This window comes from Streptomyces sp. NRRL S-118, from assembly GCF_000716335.1.
Lineage (GTDB): Bacteria > Actinomycetota > Actinomycetes > Streptomycetales > Streptomycetaceae > Streptomyces.
Genome location: NZ_KL591002.1, coordinates 555,097 through 578,886, shown reverse-complemented (window position 1 = coordinate 578,886; position 23,790 = coordinate 555,097). Strand labels below are relative to the sequence as shown.

The following is a 23,790-nucleotide window of genomic DNA, read 5'->3' as shown; positions in this document are numbered from 1 at the left end:
CACGGAGAGGGGCACCGGTGAACGACCAGCACAATCCGTACGACCCGTACTACCCGCCGCAGCCGCAGATCGTCGGCTACGACGAGTACGGGCAGCCGGTGTACCAGCAGGCGCAGCAGGCCCAGCAGCAGTACGACCCCTACGCGCAGCAGCAGCCTCAGCAATACCAGCAGCAACAGCAGCAGGGTTACGGCTACGAGCAGTACGCCCAGCCCCAGCAGACGCAGCCGTACGACGGTTACCCGCAGCAGGGCCAGGGCGGCTACGGGTACGACGGCTATCCGGGCGACGGCTACGGCGGGTACGGCACCGCCCAGCAGCCCCAGCAGCCCCAGCAGTGGATCCCGCAGCAGCACCAGCCGCAGTCGCAGCCGGATCCGCAGTCCACCCGGCAGGACCCGGGCCGCCCGCGGACGGCATCGGCACCGGCACGGGAGCACGGCGACCCGGCCCCGACCGCCTCCGTGCCCCGGCCGCGCCGCCCGGCACCGGACCGCGACCCGGGACAGGGCCGTGAAGCGTCGCAGGACCGCGAGTACCGCACCGAGCAGTTCGCCTTCGTCGAGGACCCCGACGAGGAATCCGAAGACGTCATCGACTGGCTGAAGTTCACCGAGAGCCGCTCCGAGCGCCGCGAGGAGGCCCGACGCCGCGGCCGCAACCGGATCGTCGCCCTCGTCGCCGTCCTCGCCGTCGCCCTCGTCGGCGGTGTCGGCTACCTCTGGTCCGCGGGCAAGCTCCCCGGTCTCGGCGACGACTCCACCGCCGCGCAAGGAAGCACGGCGAGCGGTCCGCAGAAGCGCGACACGATCGTCGTCCACCTGCACAACACCAAGAACGACGACACCTCCACCGCTCTCCTGGTCAACAACGCCACCACCGAGCAGGGCACCACCGTCCTGCTCCCCAACGCCCTCTCCGTCGCCCATGACGACGGCACCACCACCACCCTCGCGAAGTCCGTCGACGACGACGGCTCGGCCGGCACCCGTGAGGCCATCGGCGCCCTGCTCGGCACGGAGATCACCGGAACCTGGCGGCTCGACACCCCCTACCTGGAGAACCTCGTCGAACTCGTCGGCGGCATCGACCTGACCACCGACACCGAGGTGCCCGCCGCCAAGAAGGGCGAAGCGCCCCTGGTGCCCCGCGGCGAGAACCAGACCCTGAACGGGCGCATGGCCGTCGCGTACGCCACCCACCGCGGGCCCGGCGAGGCCGAGGCCCAGCAGCTCCAGCGGTTCGGCCAGGTCATGTACGGCGTCCTGCGCAAGATGTCGGACGACCCCCGGGCCGCCACCGTCACCGTCGAGACCCTGGCGCAGATCCTCGACCCCTCCCTGCCGGAGAAGGACCTGGGGGCCTCCCTCGCCAAGCTCGCGGAGCACGCCAAGGTCGGCGACTACAAGACGGCGCTGCTGCCCGTGCAGCAGGACGGCACGCTCAGCGAGGAGGCCGCACGCAGCGTCGTCAAGGACATCCTCGGCGGCTCGGTCACCGCGCCCGAGCAGGGCTCGGCCGTCCGCGTGGGCGTCAAGAACGCCTCCGGCGACGCCGAGGCCACCGAGGCGGCCCGGATCGTCCTGGTCAACGGCGGCTACGCCGTCATCGACGGCGGCAAGGCAGCCGGGACGGAGGCCGCCACGCAGGTCCTCTACGGCGACGCCGCGCACAAGGCGAAGGCCGAGGAGGTCGCCAAGACCCTGGGACTGCCCGCCGGCGCGGTCGAGAAGGGCACGCCCCCGGCGAACACGGACGTCATGGTCGTCCTGGGCCGGGACTACGAGGCCGGGTAATGGTTTGCGGGGCTGTCGGCGGTACGTGAGACCCTTGAGGTGTTCCGGACCGCCGACGAAAGCCTGCTTGTGACCGCTACTGACCGTTCCATCGAGCTCGTGACGACCGCCGCACAGGCGGCCGCCGACAAGCTCGCGCACGACATCATCGCCTACGACGTCAGCGACGTCCTGTCGATCACCGACGCCTTCCTGCTCGCCTCGGCACCCAGCGACCGCCAGGTCAAGTCGATCGTCGACGAGATCGAGGAGCGGCTCAACAAGGAGCTGGGCGCCAAGCCGGTGCGCCGCGAGGGCGACCGCGAGGCCCGCTGGGTCCTCCTCGACTACGTCGACATCGTGGTCCACGTCCAGCACAGCGAGGAGCGCGTCTTCTACGCCCTGGAGCGGCTGTGGAAGGACTGCCCGGAGCTGCCGCTGCCCGACGACGCGGTGAAGACCCGCGGCAAGGCGGAGGAGCACGCCCGGCTCGCGGGCGCCGAGGCCGCGGACGGTGAGCTGAGCTGAACGGCACCAAGGGCGGCAGGGGCCGCCGCATCGTCCTCTGGCGGCACGGCCAGACGTCGTGGAACCTGGAGCGCCGTTTCCAGGGCTCCACGGACATCGCGCTCACCGAGACCGGCGTCGCCCAGGCGCGCCGCTCGGCCCGGTTGCTCGCCGCGCTGAAGCCCGACGCGATCATCGCCTCGGACCTGAAGCGGGCGGCGGCCACGGCCGGCGAGCTGGCCGCGATCACCGGCCATCAGGTCAACCACTACTCGGCGCTGCGCGAGACCTACGCGGGCGCCTGGCAGGGTCTGACCCACGAGGAGATCGTCGCGCAGTACGGCGAGCAGTACGCCGCCTGGAAGCGCGGGGAGCCGGTGCGGCGCGGCGGCGGCGAGCTCGAGACCGAGGTCGCCGACCGGGCCGCACCGGTGGTGCTGGAGCACGCGGACAAGCTGCCCGAGGACGGCACCCTCGTCGTCGTCAGCCACGGCGGCACCATCCGTACGACCATCGGCCGCCTGCTGGGTCTGGAGGCGCGCCACTGGGAGAGCCTGGGCGGGCTCTCCAACTGTTGCTGGTCCGTCCTGGGCGAGGGTGCCCGCGGCTGGCGGCTGCTGGAACACAACGCCGGAACGCTCCCCGAACCGGTCCTCGGCGACGACGACTGACCCGGATTTCACTTTCCGGCAGGTCGCAGGCTAAAGTTCTTCTTGTTCGCAGCGCGGAGCGCGAAGAACACGAGGGGCTATAGCTCAGTTGGTAGAGCGCCTGCATGGCATGCAGGAGGTCAGGAGTTCAATTCTCCTTAGCTCCACAAGCACCGGATCCCGTCCCCGCAAGGGGGCGGGATCCTGCGTTTACGCCGTCTCCCCGACGTTACTGCCGCACCGCGGCGCCGTGACCTTCGGCACATTCCTCCCCAGCCGTCCGGGCGCGTCGACGGGGTTGGTTCGCCGACCCGCTGACCCTCATGCGAGGCCATGGCAGAATCGGACCGCCGGAGGGGACGACGGTCGGACGGGAGGGAGTGCGCGATGGCCGCCAGCAGTTTCGAGGATCCGGCCGCCCGGCTCGCCGCGGCGTCCCGGGCGGACACCGGTCTCGGTTGCCCCTCGTGCGGCTCCTCCCATGTGGCACAGATGCTCGGCGACAACGGCGGAGTGTCCTATGTGTGCACATCCTGCGGCCACAGCTGGAGCTGAGTGATGGGTGCACACAGGCGGAAGTGCGACTGGTGCGGCAGCGGTACGCCGATCGTCCGGGACATGGACCCGGTCAACCCCGAGTACCAGTACTGGTGCGAGGAGTGCGCGCGGGCGCTGATCATAAAAGGCGACCCCATCGAGACCTACCGGGAACTCGAAGGGGAGCCGATCTACGGGCGTCTGCTCGACGAGCACTGCACGCTCAAGCGGTTCTACTCCTTCGCCACCGCCTGACGCGGAAGGCGCACCTCTCCGCGCAGCCGCAGCCGCAGCGCGAAAGCCGCCAAGAGCCCCAGCCCGACCAGGGTGTAGAGCCCCGAGAGCAGCATCTGCCAGGCGTTCTGGTGCAGTTCGAGCCGTACGGGGGCGGGGGCGTGGGGCACCCACCACAGGGCGAACGACGCGAACACCAGCCCCACGGCGACCGTCCACCCCGCACGCACCCGGGTGGCCAGAAGCACCAGCACCGGCACGCACCACACCCAGTGGTGCGACCAGGAGATCGGGCTCACCAGCAGCGCCGTCGTCGCGCAGGCCACCACCGCCACCGGCCGGTCCCCGCGCAGCGCCGCCAGTGCCGCCACGGCGATCCCCGCGACGCCCACCAGAAGTGCGGTGACCAGCCACCAGTGCCCGGGGTCCGTGGTGTGCATCAGCCGGGCCAGGACCCCGCTGAGCGACTGGTTCGCCGTCTCCTCCGTACGGCCCACCCGGCTCGTCTCGAAGATCATTTCGGTCCAGAAGCGGCGCGAGTCGTACGGGAGGATGACGGCGGACGCCACCGTCACGGCGGCGAACACCCCGGTGGCCGTCGTGGCCTGCCGCAGCCACGGATTCCACTTCCAGCCGTGCGCACGCGCGCGTGCCACCCCGACGATCAGCAGCAGGACCACGAAGAGCCCGGGCGTCAGCTTCACCGCCGTCGCCAGACCCGTGCCCACGCCGGCCCACCGGTTGTTCTCCCGCCGGGTCAGGTCCCACAGCACCGCCACCGCGATGAGCAGGTTGATCTGCCCGTACCGCAGCGTCGTCCACACCGGCTCGCACCACACGAGGACCGCGGCCGCCCACAGCGCCGTACCCGGCCGGTCCCGGCCCACCAGGCGCAGCGACAGGTGCACCAGGGCCAGCAGCAGGAGCAGGTTCCCCGCGGTGGCCAGAGTGCGCATCTCCGGGACGCCGAGCAGCGTCAGCGGGGTGAACAGCAGCGCTGCGAAGGGCGGGTACGTCGTCGGCAGGTTCGCCGATGTGGCGCGCATCGCATACAGGTCGCCGCCCGCCAGTACGGTCTCCCCCTCCGCCCGGTAGACGGAGAGGTCGAGCATCGTGACGTTGGCGGCGCGCTGCGCCATCCAGAAGGCCACGAACGACAGCAGACAGGCCGCCGCGGCGGCGGGGAGAGGCAGGCTCCGCAGGCGGGCCCGCACGTTCAGGGTCACGGTCACGAGGGGCGACGCTACCGGCCAGAGCCCTACCGACCGTAAACGATTTGGTGAACCACCCGGGGGACCGTGTAATGTTCTCTGTGTCGCCGCGAGGGAAACCCGCAAGGGAGACCACAGCGGACGACACACCGCAAGGGGCTATAGCTCAGTTGGTAGAGCGCCTGCATGGCATGCAGGAGGTCAGGAGTTCAATTCTCCTTAGCTCCACAGGACCCAGGAAGCGGGCCATCCGGATCGGATGGCCCGCTTCTTCGTCTCCCGTCAACCCCGGCCGCTGCCCAGCGCCTTGCGGGCGGCGCTCGGCAGCGCGGGACGGCTCTGGCGGCCGGAACGGTCCTCCTCGGAGCGCTCCAGCCGCAGCGCCAGCTCGGGACAGCGGCGTACCGCCAGCTGCGCCCGCGTGCTCAGGTGCACCGGCACCGACGCGTCCGCGAGCACCGGGTAGCCGTCCCGGCCCATCCGGATCAGCTCCGGCACGATGTCCGCGCACAGCCCGTGGCCCTTGCACAGGGTCCAGTCCACGGCCAGCTTCTCGCCGCTCGGGATGGACTCCACGACCTCCTGGTAGCCCGGCTCGGGCAGCGGCAGCACCCCGACGGTCGGGCGCCCGCAGCCGCCGTGCAGGACGTGCGCGGCGAGATCGTCGGTGAACGCGGAGAGCGTGGAGCTGAAGAAGCGCGCCGAGCCGTCCGGGTGCTTGCACACGCCCCGGCCCTTCACCGCCTGGGTCACCTCGCGCAGTGCCTCCAGCGCGGCGGGACCGCCCCCGTTCAGCACATCCGACAGGCCCCCCGCCGCGGCCGGCAGGCCCAGGCGGCAGGGGCCGCACTGACCGGCCGTCTCGGCCGCGAGCCAGTTCGCCACCCGCTGGGCCTCGCCGAGGGGACACGTGTCCGGTCCGATCGGCAGGATCGCCCCCGCGCCCAGGGCGCCGCCGACGGCCGCCATGGACTGCCGCGAGATCACGCAGTTGTCGACGGCCATCGCGTCGATCCAGTCGCCGTGGTACCCGCCGGTCAGCACGCCCTGGGGGACCGGCGGCGCACCGGCCAGCTGCAGCACGTACCGCATGGGCACGCCGGTGGGGACCTCCACCACCATGGGACGCGCGACCTGCCCGGAGATCGTCAGCATCACCGTGCCCGGCTCGCCGTCCAGGCCCTGCTGGCCGTACCGGCGGGCGCCGATCCGGCCGGCGACGGCAAGCTGCGCGAACGTCTCCGCGTTCGACAGCAGCGTCGGCGCACCGCCCACACCAGACTCGGCGGCCCGTTCCCGCCGGCCGGGCGGGATGGCGGGGCCGCCGCCCGCCGCCCGGATCACGGACGACGCCTCGCCCGAGACCATCCGCTCCGGAGTACGCACCACACGCGCGCGCAGCTGCTGCCCGCGCCGGTCGGACAGGCCCCGCTCGGCGAGCGCGGCACGGATGGAGACCTCCGTGGAGTTGCGGGTGACCGCGACGATCAGGGTGCGGGCGCCGAGCGCCTCCGCCGCCAGCAGGGCCCCGTCCAGGATGAGGTGCGGGGCGCGGTTGAGCAGGACCGTGTCCTTGCGGCAGGCGGGCTCGCCCTCGCTGCCGTTGACCACCACCACCGGCCGCACCCCGCGCCGGATCGCCGCCTTCGCGACCGCGCGCAGCTTCTTGCCGAAGGGGAAGCCCGCGCCGCCCCGGCCGCGCAGCGAGATCTCCTCGGCCAGCTGGGCCAGCCGCTCGCCGGGTATCGGTTCGAGCGGACCGTGCACCTTGAGGTGCATCTGGAGGTCCAGCCGCTCGACCAGGTCGAAGCCCTGGGTCAGGTGGGGCAGGCCGACGACGCGGACTTCGGGGACGTCGGGGAGCGGGGCGTTCACGGGCGGTCTCCTGCGGGTGCGGTCCACGGTTCACCGGCCGGCGGGTACTGGAAGGGGCCGGCGGTGGGATCGGTGGGGCTGTTGTACGAGGGAGGCGTGGGGGACTGGGCGGGCGGCGGAGGGGAGGGAGTGGGCCAGTAGCCCGGCCGGGTCGCGGGCCCGTCGTCCGTGACGACGGGCAGCTCCTCGGTCATGGGGATGCGCTCGGCGAGCGGTATCTCCTGGGTGGGGACGCTCGCGTTGCCGCGGGACACCGCACGGTACCCGGCGGACAGCCCGGCGCCCGCCGCGGAGCGGGGCGCGGCGGGCGGGTCGTACGGGGAAGAGGTGTCGAAGGGGCTCGGGGGCTGCTCGCGCGGCCGACCGAACGCCTGCTCCCCCGGGGCCGTACTGCCGAAGAGCGCTTCGGAGGTTCCGGGGCTGCTGAACAGCGGGTCGGAGGTTCCGTCGCCGCCGAAGAGCGGCTCGGAGGTGCCCGTACCGCCGAAGAGCGGATCCGGCGAGGCCGGGCCGCCGTCGAACGGGGACTCGCCGGACGCCGGGGTACCGAAGGAGGGCTCGGCGGAGGCCGAGGCCGTCAGACCCAGCGACCGCTCCGGATCACCACCGCCGAAACCCCGCCCGGAGGGGGCGGGGTCGCCGAACGAGGGTGCCGGGGGATCGGGACGGCCCCACAAGGACTCCGTGGGATCCGGACGGCCGAAGAGGGGTTCCCCGGTATCGGGGGAGCCGAAGGAACGCTGGGCGGCCGAGGGGCCGGCGAGGAGCGAGTCGGTGGGAACGGGCCGCATGACGGGCTCGGCCGGTTCCCGTTCGATCCGCTGCTCGTACGGCGGGGGCGCCGGGACGTCCCCGGCCCCGGGCAGCGGCGACACCGACAGGTCGCGCCGGGACCGTTCGCGCTCCGACTGCGTGGTGCCCGGCCCCAGCAGCGCCAGCAGCCGTCCCGCCAGGCGGTCCTGGACGGGGCGCGGGAGCATCCGTACGGACACGGCGGCGGCCACACCGGTGAGCGCGAGGCTGTACATGACGACGACCCAGGTGGCCGCCGGGCGGCCGGCGTACAGGCCGTGGACGAGCGCCGCGCACCAGGCCGGGTAGGCCAGCATGTGCAGTGGTCGCCAGCGGGCCGCGATGTTGCCGCGCCCCGCGAGGGCGCTGCGCGCGGCGCCCGTGGACGCGGCGATCACCATCAGCAGGCCCGCGAGGGACCCGAAGCCGATGAGCCCGGAGGAGCCGGTGAGGCCGAGCCCGAAGGGGATGAGGGCCCCGATGAGTTCCGTGTGGTCGAGGGAGACCTTGACCGTGGCGTGCAGGAGCAGGAAGCCCAGGGAGGCCACCGCCGTGGTCCGGTGGATGGCCTGGGCGAGCAGCCGGTGGCGGACGGACAGGAGCAGCCGGTCGGTGGCGATCAGACCCCAGGCGACGGAGGCGGTCAGGGACACCAGGGACAGGACGCCCGTGGTGAAGTCCAGGGCGGCGCGGAAGCTGTCGCTGCCGCCGACCGCGAGCAGGGGTATGAGCACCACAGCTGCCACGGACAACCCGCCCTGCACCGGCCGGCTCATGCCGCCCTTCGGAGCGGGCGATGAGCGGTTCTTGCGATGAGGGTTCATGGGGGGCGACTCCAGTGGTGCGGAAAAGAGGTCCCGTGGCCGCATGCTAAGTCGACGCATACCAACCAGTACGAGATTTGAGCCTTTATGGCTCGGAACCTCGGCAACTGACTCTGGGGTTGCCCTGGATAAGGGCGATACGCGGGGTAACCGCGGGGGGCTCCGGTGGCCGGGGCGCGGCCCGCGGCGCCGGAGCGGGCCGGGCGTCGCCGCTGCCCGGTCGGCGGAACCTCGATGCGGCTCGTCCGGGCCCTGCGGTACCCTGGCGCCATGCGTGCCGTACGCCTTCTGCTTAGCGAGCCGCGCTGATCAGTTCCGACGGATGAAAGATCCGGTCGGATTCGGCGCGGCGTCCCCTCCTGTGCGAGGGGATTTTTCATTTCGTGGCAGAGACGATCGATGGAGCCTTAAGGATCATGAGCGAGACGACTTCTGCTGCCGAGGCAGCAGCCCCGCATCGTTACACGGCGGCCATGGCCGCCGACATCGAGGCACGCTGGCAGGACTTCTGGGACGCGGAGGGCACCTACGAGGCGCCGAACCCGAAGGGGGACCTGGCCGGTGATCCGGCCGTCGTCGCCCGCCCCAAGAAGTTCATCATGGACATGTTCCCGTACCCGTCGGGTGCGGGCCTGCATGTCGGCCACCCCCTGGGCTACATCGCCACCGACGTCTTCGCCCGCCACCAGCGCATGACCGGGCACAACGTCCTGCACACGCTGGGCTTCGACGCGTTCGGCCTGCCGGCCGAGCAGTACGCCGTGCAGACCGGCACGCACCCGCGCGTGTCGACCGAGGCGAACATCGAGAACATGAAGGTCCAGCTGCGCCGGCTGGGCCTGGGCCACGACAAGCGCCGGTCGTTCGCCACGATCGACCCGGACTACTACAAGTGGACCCAGTGGATCTTCCTGCAGATCTTCAACTCCTGGTACGACCAGGAGGCGAAGAAGGCCCGGCCCATCGCCGAGCTGGTCGCCGCCTTCGAGTCCGGTGAGCGCGAGGTGCCCGGCGGCCGCTCCTGGAGCGAGCTGAGCGCCACCGAGCGCGCCGACGTCCTGGGCGGGTACCGGCTGGCGTACGCCTCGGACGCGCCGGTCAACTGGTGCCCCGGGCTGGGCACCGTCCTGGCCAACGAGGAGGTCACGGCCGACGGACGCTCCGAGCGCGGCAACTACCCCGTCTTCAAGGCGAAGCTGCGCCAGTGGAACATGCGCATCACCGCCTACGCCGACCGGCTGCTGGACGACCTGGACGCGCTGGACTGGCCCGAGGCCATCAAGCTGCAGCAGCGCAACTGGATCGGGCGCTCCGAAGGCGCCCGCGTGGACTTCGCCGTCGGCGAGGAAGCCATCACCGTCTTCACCACCCGCCAGGACACCCTGTTCGGCGCGACCTACATGGTGCTGGCGCCCGAGCACGACCTGGTCGGCAGGATCGTCCCGGAGGCGTGGCCGGAGGGCACCCACGCGCTGTGGACCGGCGGGCACGCCACCCCGGCCCTGGCCGTCGACGCCTACCGCAAGCAGGCCGCTTCGAAGTCCGACGTCGAGCGGCAGGCCGAGGCGAAGGAGAAGACCGGCGTCTTCACCGGTGCGTACGCCACCAATCCGGTCAGCGGCGAGCGGATCCCCGTCTTCATCGCCGACTACGTCCTGATGGGCTACGGCACCGGCGCGATCATGGCCGTCCCGGCGCACGACAGCCGTGACTTCGCCTTCGCCCGCGCCTTCGACCTGCCGATGCGCTGTGTCGTCCAGCCCTCCGACGACCGCGGCACCGACCCGTCGGCCTGGGACGACGCCTTCGACTCGTACGAGGCCGCGATCGTCAACTCGTCCAACGACGACATCTCGCTGGACGGGCTGGGCGTCGTCGAGGCGAAGGCCAGGATCACCGAGTGGCTGCAGGCCCGCGGCATCGGCGCGGGCACCGTCAACTTCCGGCTGCGCGACTGGCTGTTCAGCCGACAGCGGTACTGGGGCGAGCCCTTCCCGATCGTCTACGACGAGGACGGCGTCGCGCACGCCCTGCCCGAGTCGATGCTGCCGCTGGAGCTGCCCGAGGTCGAGGACTACTCGCCGCGCACCTTCGACCCGGAGGACGCCGACACCCAGCCCGAGACGCCGCTGTCGCGGAACGAGGACTGGGTCAACGTCACCCTGGACCTGGGCGACGGGCCGAAGAAGTACCGGCGTGAGACCAACACCATGCCCAACTGGGCCGGTTCCTGCTGGTACGAGCTGCGTTACCTGGACCCGCACAACAGCGAGCGGCTGGTCGACCCCGAGACCGAGCGGTACTGGATGGGCCCGCGCGAGGGGCAGCCGCACGGCGGCGTCGACCTGTACGTGGGCGGCGCCGAGCACGCCGTCCTGCACCTGCTGTACGCCCGCTTCTGGTCCAAGGTGCTGTACGACCTGGGCCACGTCTCCTCCGCGGAGCCCTTCCACAAGCTGTACAACCAGGGCATGATCCAGGCCTTCGTCTACCGCGACGCGCGCGGCATCGCCGTGCCGGCCGCCGAGGTCGAGGAGCGCGACGGCGCGTTCTGGTACCAGGACGAGAAGGTCAGCCGCGTCCTGGGCAAGATGGGCAAGTCCCTGAAGAACGCCGTCACCCCGGACGAGATCTGCGCCGAGTACGGTGCCGACACGCTGCGCCTGTACGAGATGGCCATGGGCCCGCTGGACGTCTCGCGCCCGTGGGACACCCGAGCGGTCGTGGGCCAGTACCGGCTGCTGCAGCGGCTGTGGCGCAACATCGTGGACGAGGCGACCGGTGAGGTCACCGTCGTGGACGGCGAGCCCGACGAGGACACGCTGCGCGCCCTGCACAAGGCCATCGACGGCGTGTCCCAGGACATGGCCGCGATGCGGTTCAACACGGCGATCGCCAAGGTCACCGAGCTGAACAACCACCTGACCAAGTCGGCCGGCCCGGTGTCGCGGTCCGTCGCCGAGCGGCTGGTGCTGCTGATCGCGCCGCTGGCGCCGCACATCGCCGAGGAGCTGTGGCACCGGCTGGGCCACACCGACTCCGTGGTGCACCAGGACTTCCCGGTCGCCGACCCGGCGTACGTCGTCGACGAGACCGTGACCTGTGTGGTCCAGATCAAGGGCAAGGTCAAGGCCCGCCTGGAGGTCGCTCCCTCGATCACCGACGCCGAGCTGGAGGCGCTGGCCCTGGCCGACCCGGCCGTGGTGGCGGCCCTGGGCGGTGCGGGCATCCGCAAGGTGATCGCGCGGGCGCCGAAGCTGGTGAACATCGTCCCGGCGTAGCCGGCACCCGGTGCCGTCGGCCCGGTGCCCCCTGGGGGATTTCCCTTACGGGCACGGTGGGGGTTCCGATGGAACCCTCCACCTGCCCGTTCCGTTTACCGTGGAGGAACGACGGGCGAATACGTCCGGCGCCGACACCGAGGGGACTTCATGGAAGCCGCGATCCTGATCCTGGCGCTGCTCTTCGTCGCCTTCGTCGCCCTGGGCGTGTACGTGACGGTCAAGGCGGTCAACGCCGCCAAGCGCGGGGTCGACCGCACCATCACCCAGGCGCGGCGCACCGTCGAGGACACGACCCTGCGGGCCAAGAGCTACGGGCAGGGCGGTGTCGGGGGCGAACTCGCGCAACTGCGGCTGTCGCTGCGCACGTCGATGCGGGCCACGCAGGACGCGCTGGAGGCGGGCGCGGTCGAGGACGCCTCGGTCAAGGAGTCGCTGGAGCTGTTCCGGCGCCTGAGCGCGCACGGGCACGAGCTCGACGACGACCTCAAGCGGATGGAGCGGGACCCGGACCGGGCCAGGGTCGCGGCGCAGCTCGGCGACCTGCGTGAGCGCACGGAGCGCATCACGCACGCGGCGGACTCGCTGCGGTGGGCGGCTCGCGACCGCGCCCGGAGGTTCGCGGACGACGACCTGGCGAACCTGAGCGCCCAGATCGACATCGAGGCGGGCGCACTGCGCCACTGGCCCGAGGAGTCCGGCGGCCGGGACGACTTCCGGTGGCCGGAGGCGGCGGCCGGACAGGCGCCGGAGCGGAGCCACCCGGCTGGGGCCGGCGATGCGGGCGCCCCGGAGCCGGAGGCGACCTCCGGCCCGCAGCCCGGTGGCGACGAGCCCGCTGCCCCGGCCGAGCGCCCGGCGATCACGGCGCGGGACCCGCGCCTGCCGCACGGCTATGCGTGGCAGAAGTCGACGCGTCCCGAGACCACCAACTGACCCGAACCGAGCACGCGGGCGGGGGCGGGCTGCCGTGGGACGCCCCCGGCGGGTAACCTCCCGGTCATGTCCCGCCATGTCGCGATCGTCACCGATTCAACGGCCTACCTGCCGCCGCAGACGATGGAACGGCACGGCATCACCGCGGTGCCGCTGACCGTCGTCCTCGGTGACCGGGCCCTTGAGGAGGGCACCGAGATCTCGGCCCGCTCGCTCGCTCTCGCCCTGCAGAAGCGGCGCTCCGTGACGACGTCCCGGCCGAGCCCGGAGACCTTCGCGGCAGCGTACCGGGCGGCCGCGGAGCGCGGCGCCGACGGCATCGTCTCGCTGCACCTGTCGGCGGAGTTCTCGGGGACGTACGACGCGGCGGTGCTGGCCGCGAAGGAGGCGCCGGTACCGGTGCGGGTGGTCGACACCGGCATGGTCGCCATGGCGCTCGGATTCTGCGCCCTCGCGGCCGCCGAGACGGCGGAGGCGGGCGGCACGCTGGACGACGCGGTCGCCGCGGCCGAGAAGCGTGCGGCGGGGACCTCCGCCTACTTCTACGTCGACACCCTCGACTACCTGCGCCGGGGCGGCCGCATCGGCGCGGCCCAGGCGCTCCTCGGCTCGGCGCTCGCGGTCAAGCCGCTGCTGGAGCTGGAGGGCGGCCGGATCGAGCTGCGCGAGAAGGTGCGCACGGCGTCGAAGGCGATCGCCCGTCTGGAGGAGATCGCCGCCGAGCGTGCGGGCGCCGGACCGGTGGACATCGCCGTGCACCACCTGGCGGCTCCCGAGCGGGCCGCCGCGCTGGCGGACCGGCTGCGCGTACGCGTCCCCGGCCTCGCCGACCTCCACGTCAGCGAAGTGGGCGCGGTGATCGGCGCGCACACCGGGCCGGGCCTGCTGGGGCTCGTGGTCTCCGCCCGATGACGGTGCGTGAGCGCGGCGATCGCTCGTCCGGGTGACGAATTTTTCCACAACCACCGTGTTGTCCACGGTTATTGCCCGGCCCCGGCGGGTTCGGTCAGCTGTGCGTAGCGTAAGGCGACATGGCGAACCGAACACACTCCGTGACCAGATCGGCATCGAGGACGAGCGGACCCGGACGCGCTGCGGGTTCCGACCGGAGGACTCGCGACGGCTTTCCCGTCCGTGGTCGCTTCCGGCGACGGGCGGGCGGTGTCCGTACGGCCGGGCGTCCTCCACGGCGTGCGGCGGGCGCGGCGGGGCCTGCGGCTGCGGGGCCGGCTCCTGGGCGGGGGCAGGCTCCGGCTCGGGGGGCGGTTCTGGCTCGGGGTCCGGCTCCCGATCCTGGGGAGAACGTGCGGCAGCGGGCCGAGGCGCTCTTCGCAGCTCCGGGGCCGTACGCGGCCCATCCGCCGCCGGAACCGGCAGGGATGCCTGCTCGCGCGCCGGCGCCCGGGGGTGCGCCTGCGGCGGGGTCGGGGCCGCCTGGGGCTGCGCCCGCGGCGGTGCCCGGCTCCGGTGGCGGGCCCGGTGCGGGGGAGGCCGGGCGGGAGGTGTCCGTGCCGCGGGAGCGGTGGTGGCCGGCCGCCCGGGAACGGTTGCCGCTCTGGCTCCAGCTGCGCTGCGGCGTGGAGCTGAGGGCGCTGGCCGCGCTCGCGGTGGTCCTCGTCGTGGCGGCGGTGCTCGCCGGACGGTACTTCTGGATGGGGCGGCCGGAACCCGTGCGGGCGCCCGAGGTGGTCGGGGCGGCGGAACCGGCCGCCACCCTCTCGGCCGGCGCGGACGGCCCGCGGGCGACTCCCGTGTCCGCGCCCGTGGTGGTCGACGTGAGCGGAAAGGTACGGCGGCCGGGGGTACTGCGGCTGCCCGCCGGATCGCGGGTGGCGGATGCCCTGCGCGCGGCGGGAGGTGTCCGGCCGGGAACGGACGTCACCGGGCTCAACCGGGCGCGCGTGCTGATGGACGGGGAGCAGGTGGTCGTGGGCGTCACACCGGCTCCCGCGGGGCCGGCACCCGGTTCTGCCGGCCGGCCCGGCGGCGGCCAGCCCGGTCCGGCCCCCGGTGCGCCGCTCGCCCTCAACACCGCCACCGCCGAACAACTCGACGCGCTGCCCGGCGTCGGGCCCGTGCTGGCCCAGCACATCATCGACCACCGCACGCGGCACGGAGGCTTCCGGTCGGTCGACGAACTGCGTGAGGTCAACGGGATCGGCGACCGCCGGTTCGCGGACCTCCGGTCCCTCGTACGGCCATGACGGGCGCGAAGAGCCCCGCACGCGCCCCGGTTCACGCCGCGTCAGGGCACCGGCTGGGGGCCGCCGACCCGACGCGGCAGGAAGGCCCCGCGGACCTGCGGCTCGTGCCGCCGGCCCTCGCCGCGTGGTGCGCGGCGGCGTTCGCGATCGGCGCACCGGGACACCGGACCGTCATGGCGGTGGCGCTCAGCGTCGCGGTGGCGACGGCGCTGCTCGCCCCCCTGGCGGCCGGCCGTCTGCGGCCCGGGCGCCCGTCGCCCTACGGGTGGTGGCGGGAGGTCGCCACGGCGTGCGCCATGGTGTCGCTGTGCGGCGCCGCGGGGGCCGCGTCGGCCGGGTTCCACGGTGCCGACCTGCGGCGCGGACCGCTGCCGAAGCTGGCACAGGAGTACGCGCGGGTCACCCTGGACGTGACCGTCACCTCCGACCCGCGCCCCGTACGCGGGCGGGGCCCCGGGGGAGTGGGCTCCGTCGTCCTGGACGGGGAGGCCACGCGTTTCGCGGAGACCGGTCCGCCGGGGAGCGGCGAGACCGGCGGGACCGTCACCAGGATCCGCACGCCCGTGCTGCTGATCGCCCCCGCCGGCCGCGGGTGGCAGCGGCTGCTGCCGTCCACCACCGTGCGCGCCACCGGGCTGCTGGCCCCGCCGCGGCGCACCGGTGACCGCTTCGCGGCCGCCGTACGCGTGCGCGGCGGGCCGCCGTTCGTCACCGCCGGGCCCAACGCGCTCCAGCGGACCGCGGGGAGCCTGCGGGCGGGGCTGCGCGATGCGACGGACGGGCTGGCACCGGATGCCCGGGCCCTGCTGCCGGGGCTGGTCGTCGGGGACACCTCGCGGGTGCCGCCCGACCTCCACGACGCCTTCCGGGCGACCGACCTGACGCATCTGCTGGCGGTGTCCGGCAGCAACCTCACCGTCGTACTGCTGCTGCTCATCGGCCCGCCCGGCGCCGCGCTGCGGGCGGAGCGCGGCGGTCTGGCGCCCCGCCTCGGCATCGGACTGCGGGGAACGGCGCTGGCCGGCGGAGTGCTCACGCTCGCCTTCGTCGTGGTCTGCCGGCCGGACCCCAGCGTGCTGCGCGCCGCTGCCTGCGGGGCGATCGCCCTCCTCGCCATCGGGACGGGGCGCCGCAGATCGCTGATCCCCGCGCTGGCCGCCGCGGTGCTGCTCCTGGTGCTGTACGACCCGTGGCTGGCCCGCAGCTACGGCTTCCTGCTCTCCGTGCTGGCCACCGGAGCCCTGCTCACCCTCGCTCCCCGCTGGAGCGCCGCGCTGCGGCGGCGCCGGGTGCCGCCGCGGATCGCCGAAGCTCTGGCCGCGGCGGCTGCCGCGCAGGCTGTCTGCGCACCGGTGGTGGCCGTGTTCGCGGCCCGGGTCAGCCTGGTGGGGATCCCGTGCAACCTGTTCGCCGAACTGGCGGTGGCCCCCGCCACCGTGCTCGGCTTCGCCGCGCTCGCCACGGCTCCGGTGACGATGCCCGCGGCGCGGCTGCTCGCGGAGATCGCGGGATGGCCGGCCGGGTGGATCGCGTCCGTCGCCCGGGCGGGGGCCGCGCTGCCCGGTGCGCAGGCCGACTGGCCGGGCGGTCGGCAGGGCGGGCTGCTGCTCGCCGCCGTCGTCTGCGCATGCTTCCTGCTGGCCCGATGGATGCCGTACCGCCCCTGGGTGGCCGCGGGGTGCGCCGCGCTGCTGCTGCTCGCGGTGGTGCGGCCGCCTCCGCTGGCCGGACTCGTCACCGGATGGCCGCCTCCGGGCTGGGTGTACGCGATGTGCGACGTGGGCCAGGGCGACGCCACGGTGCTCTCGGCGGGCGGCGGCGCGGCCGTGGTGGTCGACGCCGGTCCCGACCCGGGCCCCGTCGACCGGTGCCTGAGCGACCTGGGCGTCAGCCGGGTGCCGCTCGTGGTGCTCACGCACTTCCACGCCGACCATGTCGCCGGGCTGCCGGGGGTGCTGCGCGGCCGCGAGGTCGCCGCGATCCAGACCACCGGCCTCCAGCAGCCCGCGGGGCAGGCCGCGTTCGTGCACCGGACGGCCCGTGCGGCCGGGGTGCCCGTCATCCGGGCGGCCCCGGGCGAGCGGCGCCGGGCCGGGCCGCTGGAGTGGCGTGTGCTCTGGCCGGGCGTCCTCCCGGGGCCCGGCCCCGAGGAGGCGAACGACGCCAGTGTCACGCTGCTCGTGCGTACCGCCTCGGGCACGAGCCTGCTGCTCCTGGGCGACCTCGAACCACCCGCACAGCGGGGTCTGTTGCGGGCCCACCCGGACCTGCCGCCGGTGGACGTCCTCAAGGTCGCCCACCATGGCTCGGCCCACCAGGACCCGCGCCTGCTGAGCAGGGTCAGGCCCCGGCTGGCCCTGGTGTCGGCCGGCCGGGACAACGACTACGGCCACCCCTCGCCGCGTACGGTCGGCGCCCTGCGCGACGGGGGAGCGGTGGTGCTGCGCACGGACCGGGACGGCCCGATCGCGGTCGCCGGCACCGGCGCCGGCCTGCGGGCCGCGGTCCGGGACGGGCCGGCGGACCCGGGGTCCGACGGCGGACGGAAGGGCTGAACAATGGTGATGTGAGCGATGTGAGACATGTGCTGGTGCTGCCCGACCGGGATGCGGCGGAGGAGGTGGCCGAGGCGCTCGGCGACCGGTTCGGCACGGACGAGGAACCGCAGCTGGTGCGCGACGCGCTGGCCGGTGAGGACGACGCCGAGGACGCGCAGTGGCTCGTCGTGGTCGAGGACCCCGAGGGCCGGCTCGCAGCGGCCGAGCTGGACGAGTTCGCGGCCGAGTGGGACGGCTGGCGGGAGGAGCCGTAGGGGCGGTCGGACGAGCGGAGCTGTCAGTGGCGCGTGCGATGCTGGTGTGCGATGGCCACCAGAAAGTACGCGACCGACGACCCGCTCGCCCCCGTCACCCTCGCCGTGGGCCAGGAGGATCTCCTCCTGGACCGTGCGGTGCAGCAGGTGGTGGCGGCGGCCCGTGCCGCCGACGCCGACACGGACGTCCGTGACCTGACCGCCGATCAGCTGCAGCCGGGCATGCTCGCCGAGTTGACGAGCCCGTCGCTCTTCGCCGAGCGCAAGGTGCTGGTGGTGCGCAACGCGCACGACCTCTCCGCCGAGACGGTCAAGGACATCAAGGCGTACGTCGGCGCGCCCGTCGAGGACATCGCCCTCGTCCTCGTCCACGCCGGCGGCGCCAAGGGCAAGGGGCTGCTCGACGCGGCCCGCAAGGCCGGTGCGCGGGAGGTGGCGTGCCCGAAGACCACCAAGCCGGCGGAGCGCCTGACGTTCGTACGCAGTGAGTTCCGCGCGCTGGGCAGGTCGGCGACGCCCGAGGCGTGCCAGGCGCTCGTCGACGCGATCGGCAGCGATCTGCGGGAGCTCGCGTCCGCGGTGTCCCAGCTCACCGCGGACGTCGAGGGCACGATCGACGAGGCCGTCGTCGGCCGGTACTACACGGGCCGCGCGGAGGCGTCCAGCTTCAACGTCGCCGACCGGGCGGTGGAGGGCCGGGCGGCCGAGGCCCTCGAGGCGCTGCGCTGGTCGCTCGCCACGGGCGTCGCTCCGGTCATGATCACCAGCGCGCTGGCGCAGGGGGTGCGGGCGATCGGCAAGCTGTCGTCCGCGCGGGGCGGGCGGCCAGCCGATCTCGCACGTGAGCTCGGCATGCCGCCGTGGAAGATCGACCGCGTGCGCCAGCAGATGCGCGGCTGGACGCCGGACGGCGTGGCCGTCGCGCTGCGCGCCGTCGCGGAGGCTGACGCGGGCGTCAAGGGCGGGGGCGACGACCCGGAGTACGCCCTGGAAAAGGCGGTCGTCACCATCGCCCGGGCGGCCCGCTCCCGCCGCTGATCCCGCCGCTGATCCCCACCGCTGTTCTCTCACCGCCGGCCTTCTCCGCCGACCCCGCCCCGGCGCCACGCATGGTCGCGGTGCCCCGCCCCGCCCGCAGCCCAGTTCCGGGCACCTGACCCGCTGCCCGGAGCAGGACCCCGGCCGCCGTCCCGGGCGGGCCCGGCCCCCGGAGCAGGACCAACGGCGGCATGCCGAAGGCCCCGGATGCCGTTCTGGGGAAGAACGGGGCCGGGGCCTCGGGTGGTACGGGGTGAGCTCGTACCCGCGTGGCGAACGCAGGCCGCGTACGAGCTCGGGGGTGCCGGTCAGGAGCGGATGAGAGGGCCCGCTGGGTCCCTTCCGGCGGTCAGATCAGAAGGTGGAGCTCAGCCCTGGAGGGTGGCAACCTTGGCAGCCAGCGCCGACTTCTTGTTGGCGGCGGCGTTCTTGTGGATGACACCCTTGGAGACGGCCTTGTCCAGCTTGCGGGCGGCCTCGCGAGCGGCCACGGTGGCCTTCTCGACGTCACCCGCGGCGGCAGCCTCACGGGCCTTGCGGATCGCGGTCTTGAGCGACGACTTGACGGCCTTGTTGCGCAGGCGCGCCTTCTCGTTCGTCTTGTTCCGCTTGATCTGGGACTTGATGTTCGCCACGAAAGAGCCTTTTCAGGTTCGTAAGGATTTCTTGAGGTGTGCCCCGAGGCTGAGAGGGCTACGAGACACAGCTGCCCAGGCTACCAGTCGCTGTCCGAGCGGCCCAAACCGAGCGCCGGTCCCCGTCCGTGGGACCATGGAACCTACGTATCGATCCGACGTCGACCCGAGCAGAGACGCCAGCGTCTCGAGAATCAGGACCCTGCGTGCCCGCGACCCCTACCCACGTGCCCGAGCCGAGCCGTACCGACCCGGCGCTGATCCGCAACTTCTGCATCATCGCGCACATCGACCACGGCAAGTCGACCCTTGCCGACCGGATGCTCCAGCTGACCGGTGTGGTCGAGCAGCGGCAGATGCGCGCTCAGTACCTCGACCGCATGGACATCGAGCGCGAGCGCGGCATCACGATCAAGTCCCAGGCCGTCCGTCTGCCGTGGGCGCCCACCACGGGCGACGGCCAGGGCCGGACGCACATCCTCAACATGATCGACACCCCCGGGCACGTCGACTTCACGTACGAGGTGTCCCGTTCGCTCGCGGCCTGCGAGGGCACGATCCTGCTCGTCGACGCCGCCCAGGGCATCGAGGCGCAGACCCTCGCCAACCTCTACCTGGCGATGGAGAACGACCTCACCATCGTCCCGGTGCTCAACAAGATCGACCTCCCGGCCGCCCAGCCGGAGAAGTTCGCCGAGGAGCTGGCGAACCTGGTCGGCTGCGACCCCGACGACGTGCTGCGCGTCTCCGCCAAGACCGGCATGGGCGTCGAGGCGCTGCTCGACCGTGTCGTCCAGGACGTGCCCGCCCCGGTCGGCGTCGCCGACGCGCCCGCCCGCGCGATGATCTTCGACTCGGTCTACGACTCGTACCGCGGTGTCGTCACCTATGTACGTGTCATCGACGGCCAGCTCAACAAGCGCGAGCGCATCCGCATGATGTCCACGGGCGCGACCCACGAGCTGCTGGAGATCGGGACGAACTCCCCCGAGATGCTCCCGGCGGACGGTCTCGGCGTGGGCGAGGTCGGCTACCTGATCACGGGTGTGAAGGACGTCCGGCAGTCCAAGGTCGGTGACACCATCACCACCCTGCACAAGGGCGCCACCGAGGCTCTCGGCGGGTACAAGGATCCCAAGCCGATGGTGTTCTCCGGGCTGTACCCGCTGGACGGCTCCGACTACCCCGAGCTGCGCGACGCCCTCGACAAGCTCCAGCTCAACGACGCCGCGCTCGTCTACGAGCCGGAGACCTCCGCCGCCCTCGGCTTCGGCTTCCGCGTCGGCTTTCTCGGCCTGCTCCACCTCGACGTCATCCGCGAGCGGCTGGAGCGCGAGTTCGGGCTGGACCTGATCGCCACCGCCCCCAACGTGGTCTACCGCGTCCTCATGGAGGACGGCACCGAGCACACGGTCACCAACCCGAGCGAGTTCCCCGAGGGCAAGATCAGCGAGGTGTACGAGCCGGTCGTACGCGCCACGATCCTCGCCCCCAGCGAGTTCATCGGCTCCATCATGGAGCTGTGCCAGACCCGCCGCGGCACCCTGCTCGGCATGGACTACCTCTCCGAGGACCGGGTCGAGATCCGTTACACCCTCCCGCTCGCCGAGATCGTCTTCGACTTCTTCGACCAGCTGAAGTCCAAGACCCGCGGCTACGCCTCCCTCGACTACGAGCCCACCGGCGAGCAGGCCTCCAGCCTCGTCAAGGTCGACATCCTGCTGCACGGCGACAAGGTCGACGCCTTCTCCGCCATCACGCACAAGGACGCGGCGTACGCGTACGGCGTGCGGCTCGTCGCCAAGCTGCGCGAGCTCATCCCGCGCCAGGCGTTCGAGGTGCCGATCCAGGCGGCCATCGGCTCGCGCGTCATCGCCCGCGAGACCATCCGAGCCATCCGCAAGGACGTCCTCGCCAAGTGTTACGGCGGTGACATCTCCCGTAAGCGGAAGCTGCTGGAGAAGCAGAAGGAAGGCAAGAAGCGGATGAAGATGGTCGGCTCCGTCGAGGTCCCGCAGGAGGCCTTCATCGCGGTGCTGTCCAGCGACGACTCCGCGGGCGGCAAGAGCAAGAAGTAGCCACCGAGCCGGAGCCGGAGCCGGAGCCGGGGCGGAGCCGGCACCGGCACCCGGCCGGCACCGCCCCGGCACCCGCCCCACGGCACGCCGGCACCCGCCCTCACCCGCGGCGGACGGCGCATGGGCACACAGCCGGGCGCCGCCCCCAGCGGCACGCCGGCGCCCGGCCCGCACCGGCCCCGGCGCACGACGCCGAAGCGCCCGTTCGTTCACGGACGGGCGCTTTTGCGCGTCCGTGCGGCTCCGTGCGGCCTCCGGGCGGGCCCCGCGCACCGCACAGGAAGCGCACAGTCGTTATGAAGCGGGTATGAACCGCCGGGCCGTAGCCCCTTACATGGCGGACGACGGCGCTCTAACCTGATGCCGCCCGAGGGTTACTCGCCAGTTAAACAATCATCCCGTCGTGCAGCCCTGCCGCAAGCCGCCCGGAGGACGCCGTGAGCGACACCCAGAACCTGATCGAGAACCGACCGCCCTCCGTGGCGTCCCTCTTCCTTGAGCGGGTAGCGAAAACCCCGGACGCAGAGGCCTACCGCTACCCGGTGCCCGCGGCGTCCGGCCAGGGCCCCGACGACTGGAAGTCGCTCAGCTGGCAGCAGGCCGCCGACCGCGTCTACGCCATCGCCGCCGGCCTGATCGACCTCGGCGTGCAGCCGGAGGAGCGCGTCGCGCTCGCCTCCGCCACCCGCGTCGAATGGATCCTCAGCGACCTCGGCGTCATGTGCGCCGGCGCCGCGACCACGACCGTCTACCCGCAGACGAACGCCGACGAGTCCGCGTACATCCTCGCCGACTCCGCCAGCCGCGTCCTGATCGCCGAGGACGCCGGCCAGCTCGCCAAGGCGCGCGAGAAGCGCACCGACCTGCCGCACCTCGCCCACGTCGTCGTCATCGACCCGAGCGGGGTGGAGGCGGACGGGGCGGACCCCGACGGCTGGGTCCTCTCCCTCACCGACCTGGAGGAGCGCGGCCGGAACTACCTGGACAAGCACCCGGAGGCCGTCAAGGAGCGGGTCGGGGCGATCGCCAAGGAGCAGCTCGCCACCCTCATCTACACCTCCGGCACCACGGGCCGCCCCAAGGGCGTGCGGCTGCCGCACGACAACTGGTCCTACATGGCCAAGGCCATCGCCGCGACCGGCCTGATCACCGCGGACGACGTGCAGTACCTGTGGCTGCCGCTCGCGCACGTCTTCGGCAAGGTGCTGACCTCCGGCCAGATCGAAGTGGGGCACGTCACCGCCGTCGACGGCCGCGTCGACAAGATCATCGAGAACCTGCCGGTCGTCCAGCCGACCTACATGGCCGCCGTGCCGCGCATCTTCGAGAAGGTCTACAACGGGGTCGCCGCCAAGGCGAGGGCCGGCGGCGGCGCCAAGTACAAGATCTTCAAGTGGGCGGCCGAGGTCTCCCGCGAATACGCCAAGGTCACCCAGGACAACTTCCGCCGCACCGGTACCGCGAGTGCCCCCTTCGGCCTCACCACCAAACACAAGGTCGCCGACGTGCTCGTCTACGCCAAGCTCCGCGAGGCGTTCGGCGGCCGGCTGCGCGCCGCCATCTCCGGTTCGGCCGCACTCGCGCCCGACATCGGCTACTTCTTCTCCGGCGCCGGCATCCACATCCTGGAGGGGTACGGCCTCACGGAGACCAGCGCCGCCAGCTTCGTCAACCCGGGCGAGGCCTACCGCACCGGCACCGTCGGCAAGCCGCTGCCCGGCACCGAGGTCCGCATCGCCGACGACGGCGAGATCCTGCTGCGCGGCCCCGGCATCATGGAGGGCTACCACGGGCTGCCGGAGAAGACCGCCGAAGTACTGGAGTCCGACGGCTGGTTCCACACCGGCGACATCGGCGAGCTGTCCGTCGACGGCTACCTGCGCATCACCGACCGCAAGAAGGACCTCATCAAGACGTCCGGCGGCAAGTACATCGCCCCCGCCGAGGTCGAGGGCCAGTTCAAGGCGGTCTGCCCCTACGTCTCGAACATCCTCGTCCACGGTGCCGACCGGAACTACTGCACGGCGCTCATCGCCCTCGACGAGGCCGCCATCCTCGGCTGGGCCGAGGAGCACGGCCTGGGCGGCAAGCCGTACGCCGAGGTCGTGGCGACCCCGGAGGTCGGCCGGCTCGTCCAGGGCTACGTGGACCGCCTCAACGAGGGGCTCCAGCGCTGGCAGACCATCAAGAAGTTCCGCCTGCTGCCGCGCGACCTCGACATCGAGCACGGCGAGCTCACCCCCAGCCTCAAGCTGAAGCGGCCCGTCGTGGAGCGGGAGTACAAGAACCTCATCGAGGAGATGTACGAGGGGGTCAGGGAAGGCTGACGGCCGGCGCCCCGAGCGGGGCCGGACACGACACGGAAAGCGGGCGCGGGCCGACGACGGCCGCGCCCGCTTTT

General features: G+C 72.7%; 18 protein-coding genes and 2 tRNA genes. 16 read left to right on the top strand and 4 right to left on the bottom strand.

What is annotated here, in order from left to right:
- The first annotated feature begins 17 nt into the window (after positions 1-17).
- The 6 genes from IH00_RS0106100 to IH00_RS0106080 all read left to right on the top strand — a co-directional run bounded on the left by IH00_RS0106100 (position 18) and on the right by IH00_RS0106080 (position 3,724).
- A complete protein-coding gene (locus tag IH00_RS0106100) occupies positions 18-1,796 on the top strand; it encodes an LCP family protein (RefSeq protein WP_031070383.1) in 1,779 nt (592 codons plus the stop codon).
- Positions 1,797-1,865: 69 nt separating this feature from the next.
- A complete protein-coding gene (gene rsfS, locus IH00_RS0106095) occupies positions 1,866-2,303 on the top strand; it encodes a ribosome silencing factor (RefSeq protein ID WP_031070381.1) in 438 nt (145 codons plus the stop codon).
- Positions 2,300-2,953, top strand: coding sequence for a histidine phosphatase family protein (locus IH00_RS0106090; protein ID WP_031070380.1), 654 nt, complete (start codon positions 2,300-2,302; stop codon positions 2,951-2,953). The genes rsfS and IH00_RS0106090 overlap by 4 nt, the downstream gene beginning before the upstream one ends.
- A 73-nt stretch (positions 2,954-3,026) precedes the next feature.
- Positions 3,027-3,099: transfer RNA gene (locus tag IH00_RS0106085), tRNA-Ala, on the top strand.
- 220 nt (positions 3,100-3,319) lie between these two features.
- Complete coding sequence (locus IH00_RS43260; RefSeq protein ID WP_199819693.1) at positions 3,320-3,487, top strand: hypothetical protein; 168 nt, start codon at positions 3,320-3,322, stop codon at positions 3,485-3,487.
- A gap of 3 nt (positions 3,488-3,490) precedes the next feature.
- Entirely contained in the window at positions 3,491-3,724 is a 234-nt protein-coding gene (locus tag IH00_RS0106080) for a hypothetical protein (protein ID WP_026277450.1), read from the top strand.
- Here IH00_RS0106080 and IH00_RS0106075 read toward each other — a convergent pair.
- Positions 3,703-4,935, bottom strand: coding sequence for a glycosyltransferase 87 family protein (locus tag IH00_RS0106075; RefSeq protein WP_031070377.1), 1,233 nt, complete (start codon positions 4,933-4,935; stop codon positions 3,703-3,705). The genes IH00_RS0106080 and IH00_RS0106075 overlap by 22 nt on opposite strands.
- A gap of 134 nt (positions 4,936-5,069) precedes the next feature.
- Here IH00_RS0106075 and IH00_RS0106070 point away from each other — a divergent pair.
- A tRNA-Ala gene (locus IH00_RS0106070) sits at positions 5,070-5,142 on the top strand.
- 54 nt (positions 5,143-5,196) lie between these two features.
- Here IH00_RS0106070 and IH00_RS0106065 read toward each other — a convergent pair.
- Together IH00_RS0106065 and IH00_RS0106060 are read right to left on the bottom strand one after the other, a co-directional pair.
- A complete protein-coding gene (locus IH00_RS0106065) occupies positions 5,197-6,789 on the bottom strand; it encodes an NADH-quinone oxidoreductase subunit NuoF family protein (protein ID WP_031070374.1) in 1,593 nt (530 codons plus the stop codon).
- A complete protein-coding gene (locus IH00_RS0106060; protein ID WP_267882542.1) occupies positions 6,786-8,327 on the bottom strand; it encodes a ferric reductase-like transmembrane domain-containing protein in 1,542 nt (513 codons plus the stop codon). The genes IH00_RS0106065 and IH00_RS0106060 overlap by 4 nt, the downstream gene beginning before the upstream one ends.
- 494 nt (positions 8,328-8,821) lie before the next feature.
- Here IH00_RS0106060 and leuS point away from each other — a divergent pair, with 494 nt between their 5' ends.
- The 7 genes from leuS (at position 8,822) to holA (ending at position 18,676) form a co-directional block, all read left to right on the top strand.
- The gene (gene leuS / locus IH00_RS0106055; protein WP_031070371.1) at positions 8,822-11,686 is read left to right on the top strand and encodes a leucine--tRNA ligase; all 2,865 of its coding nucleotides are present in this window, start codon (positions 8,822-8,824) and stop codon (positions 11,684-11,686) included.
- Between the two features lie 150 nt (positions 11,687-11,836).
- Positions 11,837-12,622 carry a magnesium transporter CorA family protein gene (locus tag IH00_RS0106050; protein WP_031070369.1) on the top strand — a complete coding sequence of 262 codons (786 nt, stop codon included), beginning with the start codon at positions 11,837-11,839 and terminating at the stop codon, positions 12,620-12,622.
- Positions 12,623-12,688: 66 nt separating this feature from the next.
- Positions 12,689-13,534: a DegV family protein gene (locus IH00_RS0106045; protein WP_031070367.1), complete on the top strand. Its 846-nt coding sequence runs from the start codon at positions 12,689-12,691 to the stop codon at positions 13,532-13,534.
- 596 nt (positions 13,535-14,130) lie between these two features.
- A complete protein-coding gene (locus IH00_RS45390) occupies positions 14,131-14,826 on the top strand; it encodes a ComEA family DNA-binding protein (protein WP_420710859.1) in 696 nt (231 codons plus the stop codon).
- A complete protein-coding gene (locus IH00_RS0106030; RefSeq protein WP_052411188.1) occupies positions 14,823-17,381 on the top strand; it encodes a ComEC/Rec2 family competence protein in 2,559 nt (852 codons plus the stop codon). The genes IH00_RS45390 and IH00_RS0106030 overlap by 4 nt, the downstream gene beginning before the upstream one ends.
- Positions 17,382-17,392: 11 nt before the next feature.
- Positions 17,393-17,638 (top strand): hypothetical protein, encoded by a 246-nt coding sequence (locus tag IH00_RS0106025; protein ID WP_078887570.1) that lies wholly within the window; start codon positions 17,393-17,395, stop codon positions 17,636-17,638.
- A gap of 51 nt (positions 17,639-17,689) precedes the next feature.
- Positions 17,690-18,676 carry a DNA polymerase III subunit delta gene (holA, locus tag IH00_RS0106020; protein WP_031070361.1) on the top strand — a complete coding sequence of 329 codons (987 nt, stop codon included), beginning with the start codon at positions 17,690-17,692 and terminating at the stop codon, positions 18,674-18,676.
- Positions 18,677-19,044: 368 nt separating this feature from the next.
- Here the strand turns inward: holA and rpsT are convergent, their stop codons facing one another.
- Positions 19,045-19,311, bottom strand: a complete 267-nt coding sequence (gene rpsT, locus IH00_RS0106015; protein WP_031070360.1) for a 30S ribosomal protein S20 — start codon at positions 19,309-19,311, stop codon at positions 19,045-19,047.
- A gap of 206 nt (positions 19,312-19,517) precedes the next feature.
- On the opposite strand from rpsT, the gene lepA reads away from it, so the two are divergent.
- Together lepA and IH00_RS0106005 are read left to right on the top strand one after the other, a co-directional pair.
- Positions 19,518-21,389: a translation elongation factor 4 gene (lepA, locus tag IH00_RS0106010; protein ID WP_031070359.1), complete on the top strand. Its 1,872-nt coding sequence runs from the start codon at positions 19,518-19,520 to the stop codon at positions 21,387-21,389.
- Positions 21,390-21,826: 437 nt separating this feature from the next.
- Entirely contained in the window at positions 21,827-23,716 is a 1,890-nt protein-coding gene (locus IH00_RS0106005) for an AMP-dependent synthetase/ligase (protein ID WP_031070358.1), read from the top strand.
- The last annotated feature ends 74 nt before the right edge of the window (positions 23,717-23,790 follow it).